Annotated in this window: 13 protein-coding genes; 7 read left to right on the top strand and 6 right to left on the bottom strand. The window is 74.1% G+C overall.

What is annotated here, in order from left to right; genetic code table 11:
* Positions 1-58: 58 nt before the first annotated feature.
* The gene (locus Ae717Ps2_RS17975; protein ID WP_233147611.1) at positions 59-2,245 is read left to right on the top strand and encodes a transglycosylase domain-containing protein; all 2,187 of its coding nucleotides are present in this window, start codon (positions 59-61) and stop codon (positions 2,243-2,245) included.
* Between the two features lie 5 nt (positions 2,246-2,250).
* Here the strand turns inward: Ae717Ps2_RS17975 and Ae717Ps2_RS17970 are convergent, their stop codons facing one another.
* Positions 2,251-2,766, bottom strand: a complete 516-nt coding sequence (locus Ae717Ps2_RS17970) for an isochorismatase family protein (protein ID WP_170918331.1) — start codon at positions 2,764-2,766, stop codon at positions 2,251-2,253.
* A 52-nt stretch (positions 2,767-2,818) separates the two neighbouring features.
* Positions 2,819-3,268, bottom strand: coding sequence for a MarR family winged helix-turn-helix transcriptional regulator (locus Ae717Ps2_RS17965; RefSeq protein ID WP_020625052.1), 450 nt, complete (start codon positions 3,266-3,268; stop codon positions 2,819-2,821).
* Between the two features lie 47 nt (positions 3,269-3,315).
* On the opposite strand from Ae717Ps2_RS17965, the gene Ae717Ps2_RS17960 reads away from it, so the two are divergent.
* Together Ae717Ps2_RS17960 and Ae717Ps2_RS17955 are read left to right on the top strand one after the other, a co-directional pair.
* The gene (locus Ae717Ps2_RS17960; protein ID WP_020625051.1) at positions 3,316-3,702 is read left to right on the top strand and encodes a DUF5313 family protein; all 387 of its coding nucleotides are present in this window, start codon (positions 3,316-3,318) and stop codon (positions 3,700-3,702) included.
* A gap of 27 nt (positions 3,703-3,729) precedes the next feature.
* Positions 3,730-4,959, top strand: coding sequence for a kynureninase (locus Ae717Ps2_RS17955; protein WP_233147610.1), 1,230 nt, complete (start codon positions 3,730-3,732; stop codon positions 4,957-4,959).
* 70 nt (positions 4,960-5,029) lie between these two features.
* Here the strand turns inward: Ae717Ps2_RS17955 and Ae717Ps2_RS17950 are convergent, their stop codons facing one another.
* From Ae717Ps2_RS17950 to Ae717Ps2_RS17935, 4 genes are all read right to left on the bottom strand, one after another.
* Complete coding sequence (locus Ae717Ps2_RS17950; RefSeq protein WP_233147783.1) at positions 5,030-7,261, bottom strand: bifunctional salicylyl-CoA 5-hydroxylase/oxidoreductase; 2,232 nt, start codon at positions 7,259-7,261, stop codon at positions 5,030-5,032.
* Positions 7,262-7,335: 74 nt separating this feature from the next.
* Positions 7,336-8,226 (bottom strand): acyl-CoA thioesterase II, encoded by an 891-nt coding sequence (locus tag Ae717Ps2_RS17945; protein WP_082375496.1) that lies wholly within the window; start codon positions 8,224-8,226, stop codon positions 7,336-7,338.
* The gene (locus Ae717Ps2_RS17940; protein WP_075312102.1) at positions 8,223-8,678 is read right to left on the bottom strand and encodes a cupin domain-containing protein; all 456 of its coding nucleotides are present in this window, start codon (positions 8,676-8,678) and stop codon (positions 8,223-8,225) included. The genes Ae717Ps2_RS17945 and Ae717Ps2_RS17940 overlap by 4 nt, the downstream gene beginning before the upstream one ends.
* Complete coding sequence (locus tag Ae717Ps2_RS17935) at positions 8,675-9,529, bottom strand: fumarylacetoacetate hydrolase family protein (protein WP_075307488.1); 855 nt, start codon at positions 9,527-9,529, stop codon at positions 8,675-8,677. Before Ae717Ps2_RS17935 ends, Ae717Ps2_RS17940 begins: the two co-directional genes overlap by 4 nt.
* A 241-nt stretch (positions 9,530-9,770) precedes the next feature.
* Here Ae717Ps2_RS17935 and Ae717Ps2_RS17930 point away from each other — a divergent pair, with 241 nt between their 5' ends.
* From Ae717Ps2_RS17930 to Ae717Ps2_RS17915, 4 genes are all read left to right on the top strand, one after another.
* Positions 9,771-11,099, top strand: coding sequence for a phenylacetate--CoA ligase family protein (locus Ae717Ps2_RS17930; RefSeq protein ID WP_083695731.1), 1,329 nt, complete (start codon positions 9,771-9,773; stop codon positions 11,097-11,099).
* 38 nt (positions 11,100-11,137) lie between these two features.
* Positions 11,138-11,410 carry a hypothetical protein gene (locus Ae717Ps2_RS17925; protein ID WP_075333631.1) on the top strand — a complete coding sequence of 91 codons (273 nt, stop codon included), beginning with the start codon at positions 11,138-11,140 and terminating at the stop codon, positions 11,408-11,410.
* 81 nt (positions 11,411-11,491) lie between these two features.
* Entirely contained in the window at positions 11,492-13,723 is a 2,232-nt protein-coding gene (locus tag Ae717Ps2_RS17920; RefSeq protein ID WP_198932205.1) for an indolepyruvate ferredoxin oxidoreductase subunit alpha, read from the top strand.
* Positions 13,723-15,414 (top strand): indolepyruvate oxidoreductase subunit beta family protein, encoded by a 1,692-nt coding sequence (locus Ae717Ps2_RS17915; protein ID WP_198932204.1) that lies wholly within the window; start codon positions 13,723-13,725, stop codon positions 15,412-15,414. Before Ae717Ps2_RS17920 ends, Ae717Ps2_RS17915 begins: the two co-directional genes overlap by 1 nt.

Genomic DNA, 15,414 nt, shown 5'->3' with positions numbered 1-15,414 from the left:
GCGACTCGCGCGGGCGCGCCTCAGGCATCCCTCAGCGTTGCGGCGCACAATCGCCCGCGTGGGGGAACGCCTGATCGCACAGCACTGGAACGACCGTCTCCGGGAGACCCGCACCGGGCGACGGTGGCGCCGCCCGGACCCGTCGGTGCTGCGGCGGCTCGGGATCGGGATCCTGGCCGGCGGGCTCGTCCTCGCCGGGTGCGCGGCCCCCGCCGCGGCGGGCGTCGCCGCCGTCGCCTCGGTCGTGCCGCCGGGGACGACCGGCGACCTGCCGAACGCGGCGTCGCTGCCCGCGGCGACGGTCCTCACCGACCGCGACGGCACCCCGATCGCCTACCTCGACGAGCAGTACCGGATCCCCGTCCCCTACGACCGGATCTCCCCGTCGATGGTCGCCGCGATCGTCGACGTCGAGGACCGCCGGTTCTTCGACGAGTCCGGGGTGGACCCCGTCGGCACCCTGCGCGCACTGGTCACCGACGCCGCGGGCGGCGCCGTGCAGGGCGGCTCCACCATCACCCAGCAGTACGTGAAGAACTGGCTGATCGACGTCGTCGACCGCGACGACCCCGCCGCCCAGCGGGCCGACCACGCCGACACCCCGACCCGCAAGATCCGCGAGGCGGTGCTCGCCCAGCGCCTGGCGCACAGCACGTCCAAGCAGGACGTGCTCGCCGGGTACCTCAACACCGTCGAGTTCACCGGCAACGTCTACGGCGTCGAGGCCGCCGCGCGCGCCTGGTTCGGCACCGACGCCGCGCACCTGACGGTCCCGCAGGCCGCGCTGCTCGCGGGCGCGGTCAACAACCCCACCCTGTTCGACCCGTTCCGCCACCCGCAGGCCGCGACCGACCGGCGCAACACCGTGATCGCGGCGATGCGCGACGCCGGGTCGCTCACCCCGGTCCAGGCTGCCGAGGCCACGGCCGCGCCGCTCGGGGTGCGCCCCGGCGGGCCGCAGGTCCCCGGGCACAACTGTTACGGCGCCACCGACGGCGCCGGGTTCCTCTGCGAGTACGCGGTGTCCGAGCTGGAGAAGGCGGGGTTCACCGAGCAGCAGCTCGACACCGGCGGCTACACGATCCGCACCACCCTCGACCCGGCCGCGACGGCGTCGGCGCAGCAGGCGGTCGACGCGAACGTGCCGCGCACCCAGGACGGCGTCGCCAACACCCTGGCGCTGATCCGGCCCGGCCACGGCGACGCCGCCACCGGCGACCACCAGATCCTCGCCATGGTCGCCAACCGCCGGCCCGGCACCGACGCCGCGGCCGGCGACACCACGCGCGACCTCGTCGCCGCGCCGTCGAACGTCTTCGGTGCCGGTTCCACCTTCAAGATCTTCACCACCGCCGCGGCACTGGAGGCGGGCACCGTCGGCTACGACAGCACGCTGCCCGACCCGGCCTCGGCGTGCTTCCCCGGCGCGGGGAGCAGCTGCTACCCCGTCAGCAACGACACCCCGAACTACCCGGACCCGATCCCGCTGCCCGTCGCGCTCGCGACCTCGCCGAACACCGCGTTCGTCGACCTCGAGGAACGCACCGGGATCCCCCGGGTGGTGGACATGGCGCGCCGGCTCGGGCTGCGCGACACCCTCGCGTCGAACGCGGTGGGCGGGACGCCGGACCCCTCGTCGCCGGACGCGCGGATCTCCCAGCCGCAGTCGCAGTTCTTCGCGGACCTCCCGTCGTTCACCCTCGGGGTCAGCCCGGTGTCCACGCTGGAGGAGGCGAACGTCGCGGCGACGATCCAGAGCGACGGCGTCTGGTGCGCCCCGGACGCGGTGCTGTCGGTGACCGGCCGCGACGGTGCGGCGGTGCCGGTGAACCGGCCCGCCTGCGAGCAGGCCGTCGCCCCCGGCGTCGCGCACACCCTGGCCGCCGGGCTCGGTGGCGACACCGTGACCGGCACCTCGGCGGCCGCGGCGCGGGCCGAGGGCTGGACGCGCCCCACGATCGGCAAGACCGGCACGACGAACTCCTCGGAGTCGGTCGCGTTCGTCGGGGCCACCGGCGGCATCGACGGCGTGGCGGGGTCCTCGATGGTGTTCGCCGACGGCCCGAACCCGTCGGAGATCTGCCCCGGCGACCCCGTGCACCTCGGCGACTGCGGGCACGGCGCGTTCGGCGGGACCGTCGCGGCGCCGCCGTTCTTCGCCGCTGTCGACCCGCTGGTCGCCGGGCGGGCCGACGTGCCGCTGCCCGACCCGGACCCGGCCTACCTGCAGCCCCGCAACGGGTGACGCGCCTACTTCAGCAGCTTCTGGACCTCGCGGAAGCGCGGATGCGCGGCGTCGCGCAGCCACTCGAACAGCACCATCTCCGAGGTGACGACCTCCGCCCCGGCCGAGCGCGCCCGCTCCAGCGCCAGCTGCTCGTCCTGCGGGAACCGGGACCCGACGGCGTCGGCGACGACCACCACCCGGCGGTCCTCGGCGCGCAGCTCCAGCACGGTCTGCAGCACGCAGACGTGCGCCTCCACCCCGGCGACGACGATCTCGGTGCGGCCGGGCGGGAACAGCACGCCGTCGTCGGCGGCGAAGCGGGTCTTGGGCATCACCAGGTGCGGCAGGCCGGCGAGCCGCTCGACGGTCGGGCCGAGCTTCTCCGGGACCTGCTCGGTGGCCAGCACCGGGACCTCCAGCAGGGTCGCGGCCTCGGCGAGCCGGGCGGCGCGCTCGACGACGCGATCGCCGTCGTGCATCGCGGGGACCAGGCGCTCCTGCAGGTCGACCAGGAGCAGGACGGCCTTGCCTGCGGTCATCAGCACGGCGGAGACGGTACGGCCGGCGACCGGTCCCGCACCACCGCCCCGGTCAGCCGCGCGACGCGGCGATCACCCGGTCCAGCACCGTCCGCAGCTCCTCCAGCTCCGGCAGCGGCATCCCGAGCCGGTCCACGATCGCCGCCGGGATCGCCTCGGCCCGCGCCCGCAGCGCCCACCCGGCGTCGGTGAGCGACACCGCCATCGTCCGCTCGTCACCCGGGACCCGGCGCCGGTCGACCAGGCCCGCGGCCTCGAGCCGCTTGAGCAGCGGCGACAGCGTGCCGGGGTCGAGCGCGAGCTCCCGGGCCAGGTCGCCGAGCGAGCGCGGGGAGCGCTCCCACAGTGCGAGCAGCACCAGGTACTGCGGGTGGGTCAGCCCCATCGGCTCCAGCAGCGGCCGGTACAGCGCGATGACGTTGCGGGCCGCGACGGCGAGGGCGAAGCAGACCTGACGGTCGAGCCGGAGGAGGTCGTCGTCACCCGGGGATGCGCTCGGCATGGCACCCATCGTACATTGTTGGTGCACCAAGAATTGGGGGACCAACAATGGATCAGCGGCCGAACCCCGTCCAGTGGCTGGCCTACGCCTACGGCGCCGGGCTGCCCTCCCGGTTCCGGGGCTGGGTCCTGCACGACGTCACCACCCGGACCTGGCAGCTGCGTCACCTGGTGCGCACCACCGTGCAGCTGCTGCCGATCGGCGTGCTGCTCTACCTGCTGATCCCCGGCCCGGTGTACGTCCGGGCGCTGTCGGTGCTGGCCGGGGCGATCCTCGGCTACTTCTACTCGCTCGCCTACATGTACGAGTCCGCCGAGCACCGCGTCGCTAAGGCGGGGTACCCGGTGGGGCACGCCGCCGCGGTGCGCGAGAAGGCCGACGAGGGGACCCGCGAGGCCGCGCGGGAACGCTACGAGCGCCGCTGGCGCGGCTAGGGTCCGGAACCCGGCAGGATGGGCCCCGTGACCGTCCACCCCGGCCCGGCGTCCGTCGCCGCCCGCCTCGACGCCGAGGACCCGCTCGCCGCCCTCCGGGAGCGGTTCCTGCCCGCCGACGGCGTCGTCGCCTACCTCGACGGCAACTCCCTCGGCCGCCCGCTGCGCGCGGCTGCCGAGCGGATGGAGCGCTTCGTCCGCGCGGACTGGGGCACCCGGCTGATCCGCGGCTGGGACGAGGGCTGGATCGACCGTCCGCGCACCCTCGGCGACCGGATCGGCGCCGCCGCGCTGGGGGCGGGGCCGGGGCAGGTCGTCGTCGCCGACTCCACCACGGTGCTGCTCTACAAGCTGGCCCGCGCCGCCCTGGACGAGCGCGCGGCGCACGGCCGGGACGAGATCGTCGTCGACACCGACAACTTCCCGACCGACCGCTACGTGGTCGAGGGCATCGCCGCCGAGCGCGGCGCGTCGCTGCGCTGGATCGAGTCCGACCCGGCCGCCGGGGTGACCCCGGAGCAGGTCGCGGCGGCCGTCGGGCCGCGCACCGCGCTGGTGCTGCTGTCCCACGTCGCCTACCGGTCCGGGTTCCTCGCCGACGGCCCCGCGATCACCCGGGTCGCGCGCGACGCCGGCGCCCTGGTGCTCTGGGACCTGTCGCACTCGGTCGGCTCGGTCCCGGTCGAGCTCGACGCCTGGGGCGCCGACCTCGCGGTCGGCTGCGGCTACAAGTACCTGAACGGCGGGCCGGGCGCGCCCGCGTTCGGCTACCTCGCCGCCCGGCACACCGGCGCGCTGCGCCAGCCGATCACCGGCTGGTTCGGCCACCGCGCCCCGTTCGCGATGGGCCCCGGCCACGAGCCCGCGCCCGACGTGCGGGCGCTGTTGTCCGGCACCCCGCCGGTGCTGGCCTCGGTGCCGCTGGAGTGCGGCGTGGAGCTGCTCGCCGAGGCCGGGATCGACGCGGTCCGGGCGAAGTCGCTGCGGCTGACGGCGTTCGCACTCGACCTGGCCGACACCCTGCTCGCCCGGCACGGTGTACAGGTCGCCTCACCGCGCGACCCCGACCGCCGCGGCGGGCACGTCACATTGCGCCGGTCCGACTTCGCCGAGGTCAACGCCCGGCTGTGGGAGCGCGGCGTGATCGGCGACTTCCGCGCCCCGGACGGCATCCGGATCGGGCTCGCACCGCTGTCGACGTCGTTCGCCGAGGTCGCGGCGGGCATGACCGCGCTGGCCGAGGAGGTCGCGCGATGAGCCCGGAGCACCGACGCGCCCGGCCCGGCCCGTCGGCGTCCGCGCGGCACCCGCAGGGGCAGGACGCGGCTCACGGCTCCTGTGCGCGGCGCCGCGCCGAGAGCCCCGACCGGTACTGCTTCGGGATCGCGTGCCCGCGGAAGTCCTGGTCGAGGGCCGCGTTCAGCGTCCAGTACGGGTCCACCAGGTGCGGACGGGCGATGGCACACAGGTCCGCCCGGCCGGAGGCGATGATCGTGTTCGCATCCTCGACGCTGGACACCGCGCCGACGGTGATCGTCGGGACACCGGTCTCCTGCCGGATCCGGTCGGCGAACGGCGTCTGGTAGAGCCGCCCGTAGCGCGGCCTCGCCTCGGTGCTGGTCTGGCCGGTCGAGACGTCGACGATGTCCGCGCCGTGCGCGTGCAGCATCGGGGCCAGGGCCACCGCGTCGTCGCCGTCGAAACCGCCCTCGACCCAGTCGGTGGCGCTGATCCGGACGCTGATCGGCCGGTCGGCCGGCCACACCTCGCGCACGGCGTCGAGGATCCGCAGGCCCAGGCGGGCCCGGTTCGTCAGGCTGCCGCCGTAGGAGTCGGTCCGCCGGTTCGACACCGGGGACAGGAAGCTCGACACCAGGTACCCGTGCGCGAAGTGCAGCTCGATCATGTCGAACCCGGCGTCGGCGGCGCGGCGGGCCGCGGCGACGTGGTCGGCGACGACCAGGTCGAGGTCGGCCTCGGTCGCCTCGCGCGGGACCTGGCTGTCGGGCCGGTAGCGCACCGGCGACGGCGCCAGGATCTCCCAGTTGCCGTCGGGGAGGGGCTCGTCGATGCCCTCCCACATGACCTTCGTCGAGCCCTTGCGCCCGGCGTGGCCGATCTGGGCGGCGATCTTCGCGCCGGTGTTCTCGTGCACGAAGCGCACGACGCGTGCCCAGGCGTCCCGCTGGTCGTCGGTGTACAGGCCGGGGCAGCCGGGGGTGATCCGGCCGTCGGCGGAGGTGCAGATCATCTCCGTCATGACGAGCCCGGCGCCGCCCTGCGCCCGCCCGCCGAGGTGCACGAGGTGCCAGTCGGTCGGCACGCCGTCCACGGCGGAGTACTGTGCCATCGGCGAGACGACGATCCGGTTCGCCAGGGTCATGCCGCGCAGCCGGTAGGGGTGGAACATCGGCGGGGTCCCGGTCTCGACGTCGCAGCCCAGCTCGCGGGTGCGGTCGGCGAGCCAGGCGTCGACCCGGCCGACGTAGCCGGCGTCGCGCAGCTTGAGATTGTCGTAGGTGACCCGCTGCGAGCGGGTGAGCAGCTGGAACACGAACTGCTCGGGGGCCAGGCCACGGTAGCGGCGCACGCCCTCGAACCACTCCAGGCTGGTCTGCGCGGAGCGCTGCAGCGACTCGACGACCGGCTTGCGGTCCTCCTGGTAGGCCTTGAGCGCGGCCTCGACGGTCGGTTCCCGGTCCACCGCGCCGACCAGCCCGATCGCGTCCTCCAGCGCGAGCTTGGTGCCCGAGCCGATGGAGAAGTGCGCGGTGTGCGCGGCGTCGCCGACGAGCGCCACGTTCCCGGCGCGCCAGGACCCGCTGCGCAGCACGCCGAAGGACAGCCAGCCGGAGTTGTTGCCGATCAGGCCGTGGCCGTCGAGCAGGTCGGCGAAGACCTCCTCGCAGAAGCGCAGGGAGCGCTCGTCGTTCTCGCCGGGCCTGCGCTCGGCGGCGGCGAACTCCGCGAGCCCGGCCCGCTCCCAGGTGTCGGAGTCGGTCTCGACGATGAAGGTGGAGCGCTCGCCGTCGAACGGGTAGATGTGCGCCCAGAACAGCCCGAACCTGGTCTCGACGAACTGGAAGGTGAAGCAGTCGAACGGCCGGGTGGTGGCGAACCAGACGTACTGGGCGGTCCGCCGGTCCAGGGTGGGCCGGAACTCCTCGGCCAGCGCCTCGCGGATGCGGGAGTTCACGCCGTCGGCGGCGATGACCAGGTCGTGGTCGCGGCGCAGGGTGTCCAGGTCCGGCGCCTCGGTGGAGAAGCGCAGGTCGACCCCGAGCTCCGCGGCCCGCTCGCCGAGGATGCCGAGCAGCCGCTTGCGCTCCAGCGCGGCGAAGGCGTGCCCGTCGCTGCGCTCGCGGACCCCGAGGACGTCGACGTCGATCGCCGACCAGTGCCGGAACTCCGCGGCGATGCGGTCGAGCGACTCCGGGTCGGCGGCGCGGATGTTGTCCAGCGTCTCCTCGGAGAACACGACGCCGAAGCCGAAGGTGTCGTCGGCGCGGTTGCGCTCGTAGACCACCACCTCGCGTGACGGGTCGGACTTCTTGAGCAGGATCGCCGAGAACAGTCCACCGGGGCCGCCACCGACGGAGACGATCTTCTAGGCTGCGGCGCTCACGGGAGAGCTCACGGGAGACTCACCAGTCCTTCCTGGACGACCGAGGCCAGCAGCCGGCCGTCGGCGGAGTAGAGGCGGGCGGTGCCGAGCCCGGTGCCGCGGGTGGCGACCGGGGAGGTCTGGACCAGTGCGACCCAGGAGTCCATGCGGCCGTCGTGGTGCCACCACATGGCGTGGTCGAGGCTGGCGGTGACGACGCCGTCGTCGGCCCAGGCCGAGCCGTGGCGGCGCAGGATCGGCTCGAGCAGGGTGTAGTCGCAGACGTAGGCCAGGGCGCTGCGGTGGATCGCCGGGTCGTCGGGCAGCCGTTCCCAGGCCTTCAGCCACACGGTCTGCCGGGCGACGCGCTCGCCGCCGGCGTCGGTGTAGAGCGCCGAGGGGGAGTGCCGGATGTCGAAGCCGCGGTGGAAGCGCCAGTACTCGGCGTCGCGGGTGTCCGCGCCGACGAGCACGTCGGCGGTGCTCGGCAGCTCGCTCGGGTCACCCGCCTCGGGCGGCAGCGTGTCGGAGTGCTCGACGGCGCCCGCGGTGGGCACCGCGAACTGGGCCATCGCCCGGAAGATCTCCTTGCCGCCCTGCAGGCCGCGCACCGCGCGGTGGGAGAAGCCGCGGCCGTCGCGGACGCGCTCGACCTCCCAGCGGGTCTGCGTGTGCACGTCGCCGGCGCGCAGGAAGTAGCCGTGCAGGTTCGCGACGCGGCGGTCCTCGCCGACGGTGAGGGTCATGGCCCGCTCGGCCTGTGCGACGAGCTCGCCGCCGTAGGCGCGGCCCGACGGGATGACCTGGTGGCGGGCGAGGAACGCGTCGTCGCCGTCCTTCTGCAGGTCCAGGGCGGCGAGCAGCGGGGCGACCGACCGCTCGGTGTCCGCGGGCATGGGGGTGGTGTGCTCGGTGCTCATGCGCGGCGGTATCCCTCGAGGCTCGCGTCGTCGACCTCGGGGAGGTTGACGACGATGTTGTCCGGCGTCCGGCAGGTCAGCCACACCAGTTCCTCGGTGGTCGACATGTTGCCCTCGACGTGCGGCATGAACGGCGGGACGAACACGAAGTCGCCCTCGGTCATCTCGATCCACTGCTCGTAGTTCTCGCCGTACCAGATGCGGCCGGTGCCGGACAGCACGTAGCCGCCGGTCTCGGCCTCGCCGTGGTGGTGCGGCAGCGAGCGGTAGCCCGGCTCGTTGGAGACCCGGCCGAACCAGATCCGGGTGGCCGGGGTGTGCTGCGGTGACACGCCGGAGACACGGACGCAGCCACCGGACTGGCCGGTGCCGGTGTCCTCGGACCCGGCCCGGGTCACGACGGGGACGGCCGACCAGGCCAGCTCGGTGGCGTCCTTGCTCTGCTCACTCATGCGCACTCCCTGTGCTCGGTGCCGGTCTTCTCGATGCGGATCGGGGTGGTCAGGACGCCGACGCCGGCCAGCTCGACCTCGACGACGTCGCCGTCGGCCAGGGCGCGGGGCGGGGACATCCCGGCGCCGACCCCGGCGGGGGTGCCGGTGAGCACGACGTCGCCGGGGGACAGCCGGGTGAACGCCGAGACGTAGGCGAGCAGCGCGGGCGCGTCGAACACCAGGTCCGCGGTGTCGCCGGACTGCACGAGCTCGCCGCCGACCCGGCAGGTCAGCGCGAGGCCGGCGGCCGGGTCCAGCTCGTCGGGGGTGACGAGCACCGGGCCGAGCGGGGTGGTGGCGTCGAACGCCTTGCCCGGCAGCCACTGCCCGGTGTGGCGCTGCCAGGAGCGGACCGACAGGTCGTTCGCGGCGGTGTACCCGGCGATCGCGGCGGTCGCCTCGTCGCGGTCCGCGCGGTGCAGCGGTGCCCCGACGACGACGGCGAGCTCGGCCTCCCAGTCCAGGCCCTCGGCCCAGTCCGGCACCGTCACGGTGTCCGCGGGCCCGGTGAGGGTGTCGGCGAACTTGGTGAACAGCGTCGGGTGGGCGGGCAGCTCGCGGCCCATCTCGCGGATGTGTCCCGCGTAGTTGTGCCCGCAGCACACCACCTTCGCCGGGTGCGGGACGACCGCGGCGAGGTCCTCGCCCCCGGGGACCGCCCCCGGTGCGGCGACGGCGCGGGCCCGGCCGGGGCCGTCCGGGTCGGCCAGCAGCGCACCGACGTCGCGGTACCCCAGCGGCACCCACCGCCCGTCGGCGGCGACGGCGGCGACGGTGGTGTCCGCGCGGCGCAGGGTCGCCAGGCGCATCCCGACCTCCGGTTGTGTCGATTTCTTGACGAGAACTACTGAAACACGATGAACGGTGTCGCGGCAAGCGCGCCGCGATCATCTGCGTCAGGTGGACAGCGTCCGCGTTTCGCGGCCATGACGTGCTGATCTCGTCCCCCGGGTGCCTCGGTGACGGGGGTTGTCGGAAGTCGCCGTTCCGTGCTGTGATGACTGTCGTCACGTCAGCGACATACGGCTTGCGCCGGGAGAAGGGGACGTCGTGACCGACCAGCCGTTCTGGAACCCCAAGACCGAGCTCATGCCGCGCGCGGAGCTCGTCGAGCTGCAGCTCGCGAAGCTGCGCCGGGTGCTGGCCTGGGCGAAGGACCGCAGCCCGTACTACCGGCGCACCCTCGCCGGCGTCGACCCGGACCGGATCCGCACCCGCGACGACCTGGCGCGCATCCCGTTCCTCACCCGCGAGGAGTGGATGGCTTCCCAGGACACGCACCCGCCGTTCGGCGAGCTGCCGGTCACCGGGCCGGAGTCGGCGATCCGGCTGCACACCACGTCCGGCACCTCCGGACGCACCCCGCTGCGTGCCTTGGACTCCCGCAAGGACTGGTCGTGGTCGGCGGAGATGTGGTGCTACGCGCTGTGGGGCGCCCGGGTCCGCCCGCGCGACGTCGGCTACGTCGCGTTCGGCTACGGCTCGTTCATCGGGTTCTGGGGCCTGCACAACGGGCTGGAGAAGATCGGCGCGCTGACCATCCCCGGCGGCGCGCAGTCCACCGCCCAGCGGGTGCGCCAGATCCACGACTTCGGCGCGACCGTCGTCGCGTCCACCCCGACCTACGCGCTGCGCCTGGCCGCCGAGGCCGAGGAGCTGGGCATCGACCTGGTGAACGGCCCGGTCCGCCGGGTGATCCTCTCCGGCGAGCCCGCCGGGTCGATCCCGGAGACCACGGCGCTGATCGAGCGGAAGTGGGGCGCGCGGGCCTACGACACCGCGGGCATGACCGAGGTGTCGACGATCGTCATGTTCACCCCCGCCGAGCAGCCCGGCGGCTGCCACGTCATCGAGGACCACCTCCTGGAGGAGGTGATCGACCCCGAGACCGGGCGCGAGGTCGGCTACGGCGAGCGCGGCGAGCGCGTCTGCACCTCCTTCGGGCGCTCGACCACCCCGTTGCTGCGCTACCGCACCGCCGACCTGGTGGTGAAGGTCCCCGGCACGGCGACGACCTCCGGGCGCACCTGGGACCTGTACCAGGGCGGGATCATCGGCCGAGTCGACGACATGAAGCTCGTCCGCGGCACCAACGTCTACCCCGGCGCCGTCGAGGCGATCGTGCGCGGCTTCGACGGGATCGAGGAGTTCCAGATCCGCATCTCCCGCCCCGGCGACCGCGACGAGATCGAGCTGCTGCTCGAACCCGCGGCCACCGTCGACGGCACCGCCTGGGACCTGCTCTCCGGGCGGGTCGCGGCCGAGCTGGCCGACGCGCACGAGGGCCTGCGCTTCCACGTCCGCCGCGCCGCGACCGGGGAGCTGCCCCGCTTCGAGCTGAAGGCCAAGCGGCTCACCGACCTGCGTCCGGCCGTCTGACCGGGCCCGCCGCCGACCCGACCCGCGAGGAGCCCGCCATGAGCACGACCACCACCACGACCACCGCCACGACCACCGCGCCGTCCGCCCCGTGCGCCGCCGCCGACCGGGCGACGGACCTGCTCGGTGTCCCGCTCGACGACGCCGAGCAGGCCCTGCTCGACGTCTACGACCGGATCGTCGCCGCGCTGCGCCGCGACGACCTCTCGCCCTGCGTCGCCGCGAACCTGCGCGCCGCGCTCGCCTCGGTGGCCGTCGCCGTCACCGACCTCGGACTGCGCTTCGAGCACCTGACCGACGTGGGCGTCTGACCGCCGTACCCGCCCCCGTACCCGCCTCGCGGCGCCGATCGGACAGCGACCACGTCCACGGGATAGGCGCCACGCGATCCGGTGCCTAGCGTCGGTGCCGACGACCACACCCACCACCACGACCACCACGACGAGAGGACGGCCATGGCCGAACGGTCCTTCGCCGCCGAGGTGCAGAAGCTGCGCGCCGGTGCCGGCGAGACGCTGCACGTCGAAGGCATCCTGGCCGTGACGAAGGCGTTGCTGCAGTCCGGCGTCGCCTACGTCGGCGGCTACCAGGGCGCGCCGATCTCGCACCTCATGGACGTCCTCGGCGACGCCCGCGAGATCCTCGACGAGCTCGACGTCCGGTTCGAGAACTCCGCCTCCGAGGCGACGGCCGCGGCCATGCTGGCCGCGTCGGTGCACCACCCGCTGCGCGGCGCGATCACCTTCAAGTCCCCGGTCGGCACGAACGTCGCCTCCGACGCCCTGGCCAACCTCGCCTCGGGCGGGGTCACCGGTGGTGCGTTGGTGATCCTCGGCGAGGACTACGGCGAGGGCTCCTCGATCATGCAGGAGCGGGTGCACGCGTTCGCGATGAAGTCGCAGATGTGGCTGCTCGACCCGCGCGCCGACACGACCGCGATCGTGAACGCGGTGGAGTCCGGGTTCGCGCTGTCCGAGGCGTCGAACACCCCGGTCTTCCTGGAGCTGCGGCTGCGGTCCTGCCACCTGCACGGCGGGTTCGTCGCCAAGGACAACGTGCGGCCGCCGATGACCGTCGCCCAGGCCGCGGACGCCCCGCGGCGCAGCGTCGACCGGATCGTGCTGCCGCCCGCGTCGTTCGCCCACGAGCGGGAGAAGCTGGAGGACCGCTGGCCCCGGGCGGTCGAGTTCATCCGGGAGCACGGACTCAACGAGCTGTTCCCCGGCGACGGCACCGCCTCCGACGTGGGCATCATCGTCCAGGGTGGGCTGTACAACACCCTGAACCGGTCGATGGAGCTGCTCGGTGCCTCCGACACGCTCGGCCGCACCCGCGTCCCGACCTACGTCATGAACGTGACCTACCCGGTCGTCGACTCCGAGATCGTCGAGTTCTGCGCCGGCAAGCGCGCCGTGATCATGGTCGAGGAGGGGCAGCCCGACTACATCGAGCAGAACCTGCACGCGATCCTGCGCCGTGCCGACGTCCCGACCGTGCTGCACGGCAAGGACATGCTGGCCGCGGGCGGCGAGTACACCGCCCAGGTCATCACCCGCGGACTGGACCAGTCCCTCGGCAAGTACGCCCCCGACGTCGTCACCCACCGGCCGTCGCTGCTGCGCGACCCGGCCGACCCGGCGAGCCCGTTCGCGCCGCGGGTCGCCGCCGAGGTCGTGCGCCCGCGCCCGCCGGGCCTGTGCACCGGCTGCCCGGAGCGCCCGATCTTCTCCGGCCTCAAGCTCGCCGAGCGCGAGACCGGGCAGCACCAGATCTCCGCCGACATCGGCTGCCACCTGTTCGCCATCAACGCCCCGTTCGACCTGGGCGCGACGACGATGGGCTACGGCATGGGCGCCGCGGGCTCGTCCGCGCTGGCCGGCGGCGGCGCCGAGAAGCGGCCCGTGTCGATCATGGGCGACGGCGGCTTCTGGCACAACGGGCTCGTGTCCGGCGTCGGGAACGCGGTGTTCAACAAGTCCGACCAGGTCATGGTGGTCGTCGACAACGACTACGCCGCCGCCACCGGCGGGCAGGACGTGCTGTCCAGCCACGCCGACCTCGAGCGCCGCTCGACCAAGCACCCCATCGAGAAGGCCGCCCGGGGGCTCGGCATCACCAACGCCACCACGATCGACCACACCTACGACGTGGCCCGCGTCCGCGACACCTTCCTGAAGGCGTTCCGCCGCAGGGAGCCCGGCCCCGAGCTGCTGGTCATGCAGTCGGAGTGCCAGCTCAACCGGCAGCGCCGGGTCAAGAAGGACCGCGCGGCCAGGCTCAAGCGCGGCGAGCGCGTCGTGCGCGAACGATTCGGCGTCGACCCGGAGACCTGCACCGGCGACCACGCCTGCATCCGGATCTCCGGCTGTCCGTCGCTGACGATCACCGACAACCCGGACCCGCTGCGCACCGACCCGATCGCGACCGTGCTCGACTCCTGCGTCGGGTGCGGGGTCTGCGGCAACAACGCCCACGCGGCGGTGCTGTGCCCGTCGTTCTACCGCACCGACGTCGTCGACAACCCCACGGCCGGCGAGCGGGTCCGCGCCCGCGTCCGGTCCTGGTGGATCACCCTCGTCGGACGCGGCCTGGAGCGCCGCGCCGCCCGGATGGAGGCAGCCTGATGCCCACCGTGATGCCCGCACCGACCCGGACCGGCACCGCGTCCTGGTACGCCGGGAACCGCCCGATCACCCTCGCGATCCTCGCGATGGGCGGCGAGGGCGGCGGGGTGCTCGCCGACTGGGTCGTCGCCGTCGCCGAGGCCGCCGGCTACCACGCGCAGACCACCTCGGTCGCCGGCGTCGCCCAGCGGACCGGGGCGACCGTCTACTACGCCGAGCTGCACCCTCCGCTGCCCGAGAGCGACTCGGCCGACGGCGCGGGCCGGGCCGAGCCGGTGCTGTCGGTGTTCCCGACGCCCGGCGAGGTCGACGTCGTCGTCGCCTCGGAGCTGATGGAGTGCGGCCGCGCCGTGCAACGCGGCTTCGCCACCCCCGACCGCACCACGCTGATCACCTCGACGAACCGCGTCTACTCCATCGACGAGAAGATGCACCTCGGTGACGGCCGCGTCGACTCCGACGAGCTCGTCGCCGCGGCGGGCCGCGCCGCGCGGCACCTGGTCGCCGCGGACTTCGCCGCGATCGCCGAGGAACACCGCAGCGTGATCTCCGCGGCGCTGTTCGGGGCGCTCGCCGGGTCGGGGGCGCTGCCCTTCTCCCGGGACCGCTTCGAGCAGGCCATCCGCGACGCCGGCAAGGGCGTCGAGCCGAGCCTGGCCGCGTTCGCGGGCGGGTTCGACGCCGCCACCGCCGCGCTCGCCCCCGCCCCGCCCGCGCCCCGCGCGCCGGCGACGGTCGACATCGCGATCGGGCCCCGCCCCGTCTCCGCCGAGGAGCGCAAGGAGCGCGAGGAGGCGCGGCGCAACGACATCGCCGCCACCGACCCGGAGTCCCTGGTGGGGGAGGACCTGCGGCCGCTCGCCCGCACCGTCGCCGACCTGCCGGCCGCGGCGCGGTCCACGGTCCTGCACGGGCTCGTGCGGACCGGGGTCTACCAGGACCTCGACTACGCCGCCCGATACCTCGAACGGGTCCGCGCGTTCGCCGCCGTCGACCCCGACCGGGCCGGCGCCGCCCGCCTCACCACCGAGGCGGCCCGGCACCTGGCGCTGTGGATGTGTTACCAGGACACGATCCACGTCGCGCTGCAGAAGACCCGCAAGCGCCGTCTCGAACGGGTGCGTGAGGAGGCCCGGGTGACCTCGGCGCAGCTGTCCCAGGTGCGCGAGTACCTGCACCCGCAGGCCGAGGAGATCACCGACACGCTGCCGTACCGGCTCGGGAAGGTGCTGCGCCGGTCGCGGGCGTTCACCCGCACCGTCGACCGGGTCACCCGTGAGGGCATGGTCCTCGACACCACCTCGGTGACCGGCTACGCGATGCTCGCGACGATGGCGCGGATGCGTCCGCTGCGGCCGCGGTCGCTGCGGTTCGTCGAGGAGCAGAAGGCGATCGAGGCGTGGACGGCGCTCGCGCTCGGGATCGCCGCCGAGGACACCGATCTCGCCACCGAGGTCGTCGTCTGCCAGAAGGTCCTCAAGGGCTACGGAGCCACCTACGCCCACGGCAACGACAGCTTCGCCCTGCTCTGCCGGGCCGCCGGCGAGCTGCGCGGCCGTGCCGACGCCGCGGCGGTGCTCGCCCGGCTGCGGTCCGCCGCCCTGGCCGACGAGGACGGCGCCGCCCTGCGGGAGCAGCTGTCCGGGGCCGGGCTGCCCACCACCGTCCCGTCGAAGAAGGGGAAGCACTGA

This window comes from Pseudonocardia sp. Ae717_Ps2 (assembly GCF_001932475.1).
In the GTDB taxonomy this organism is placed as follows: domain Bacteria; phylum Actinomycetota; class Actinomycetes; order Mycobacteriales; family Pseudonocardiaceae; genus Pseudonocardia.
The sequence above is the reverse complement of the archived record's forward strand: the minus strand, read 5'-3'. Positions and strand labels throughout refer to the sequence as shown.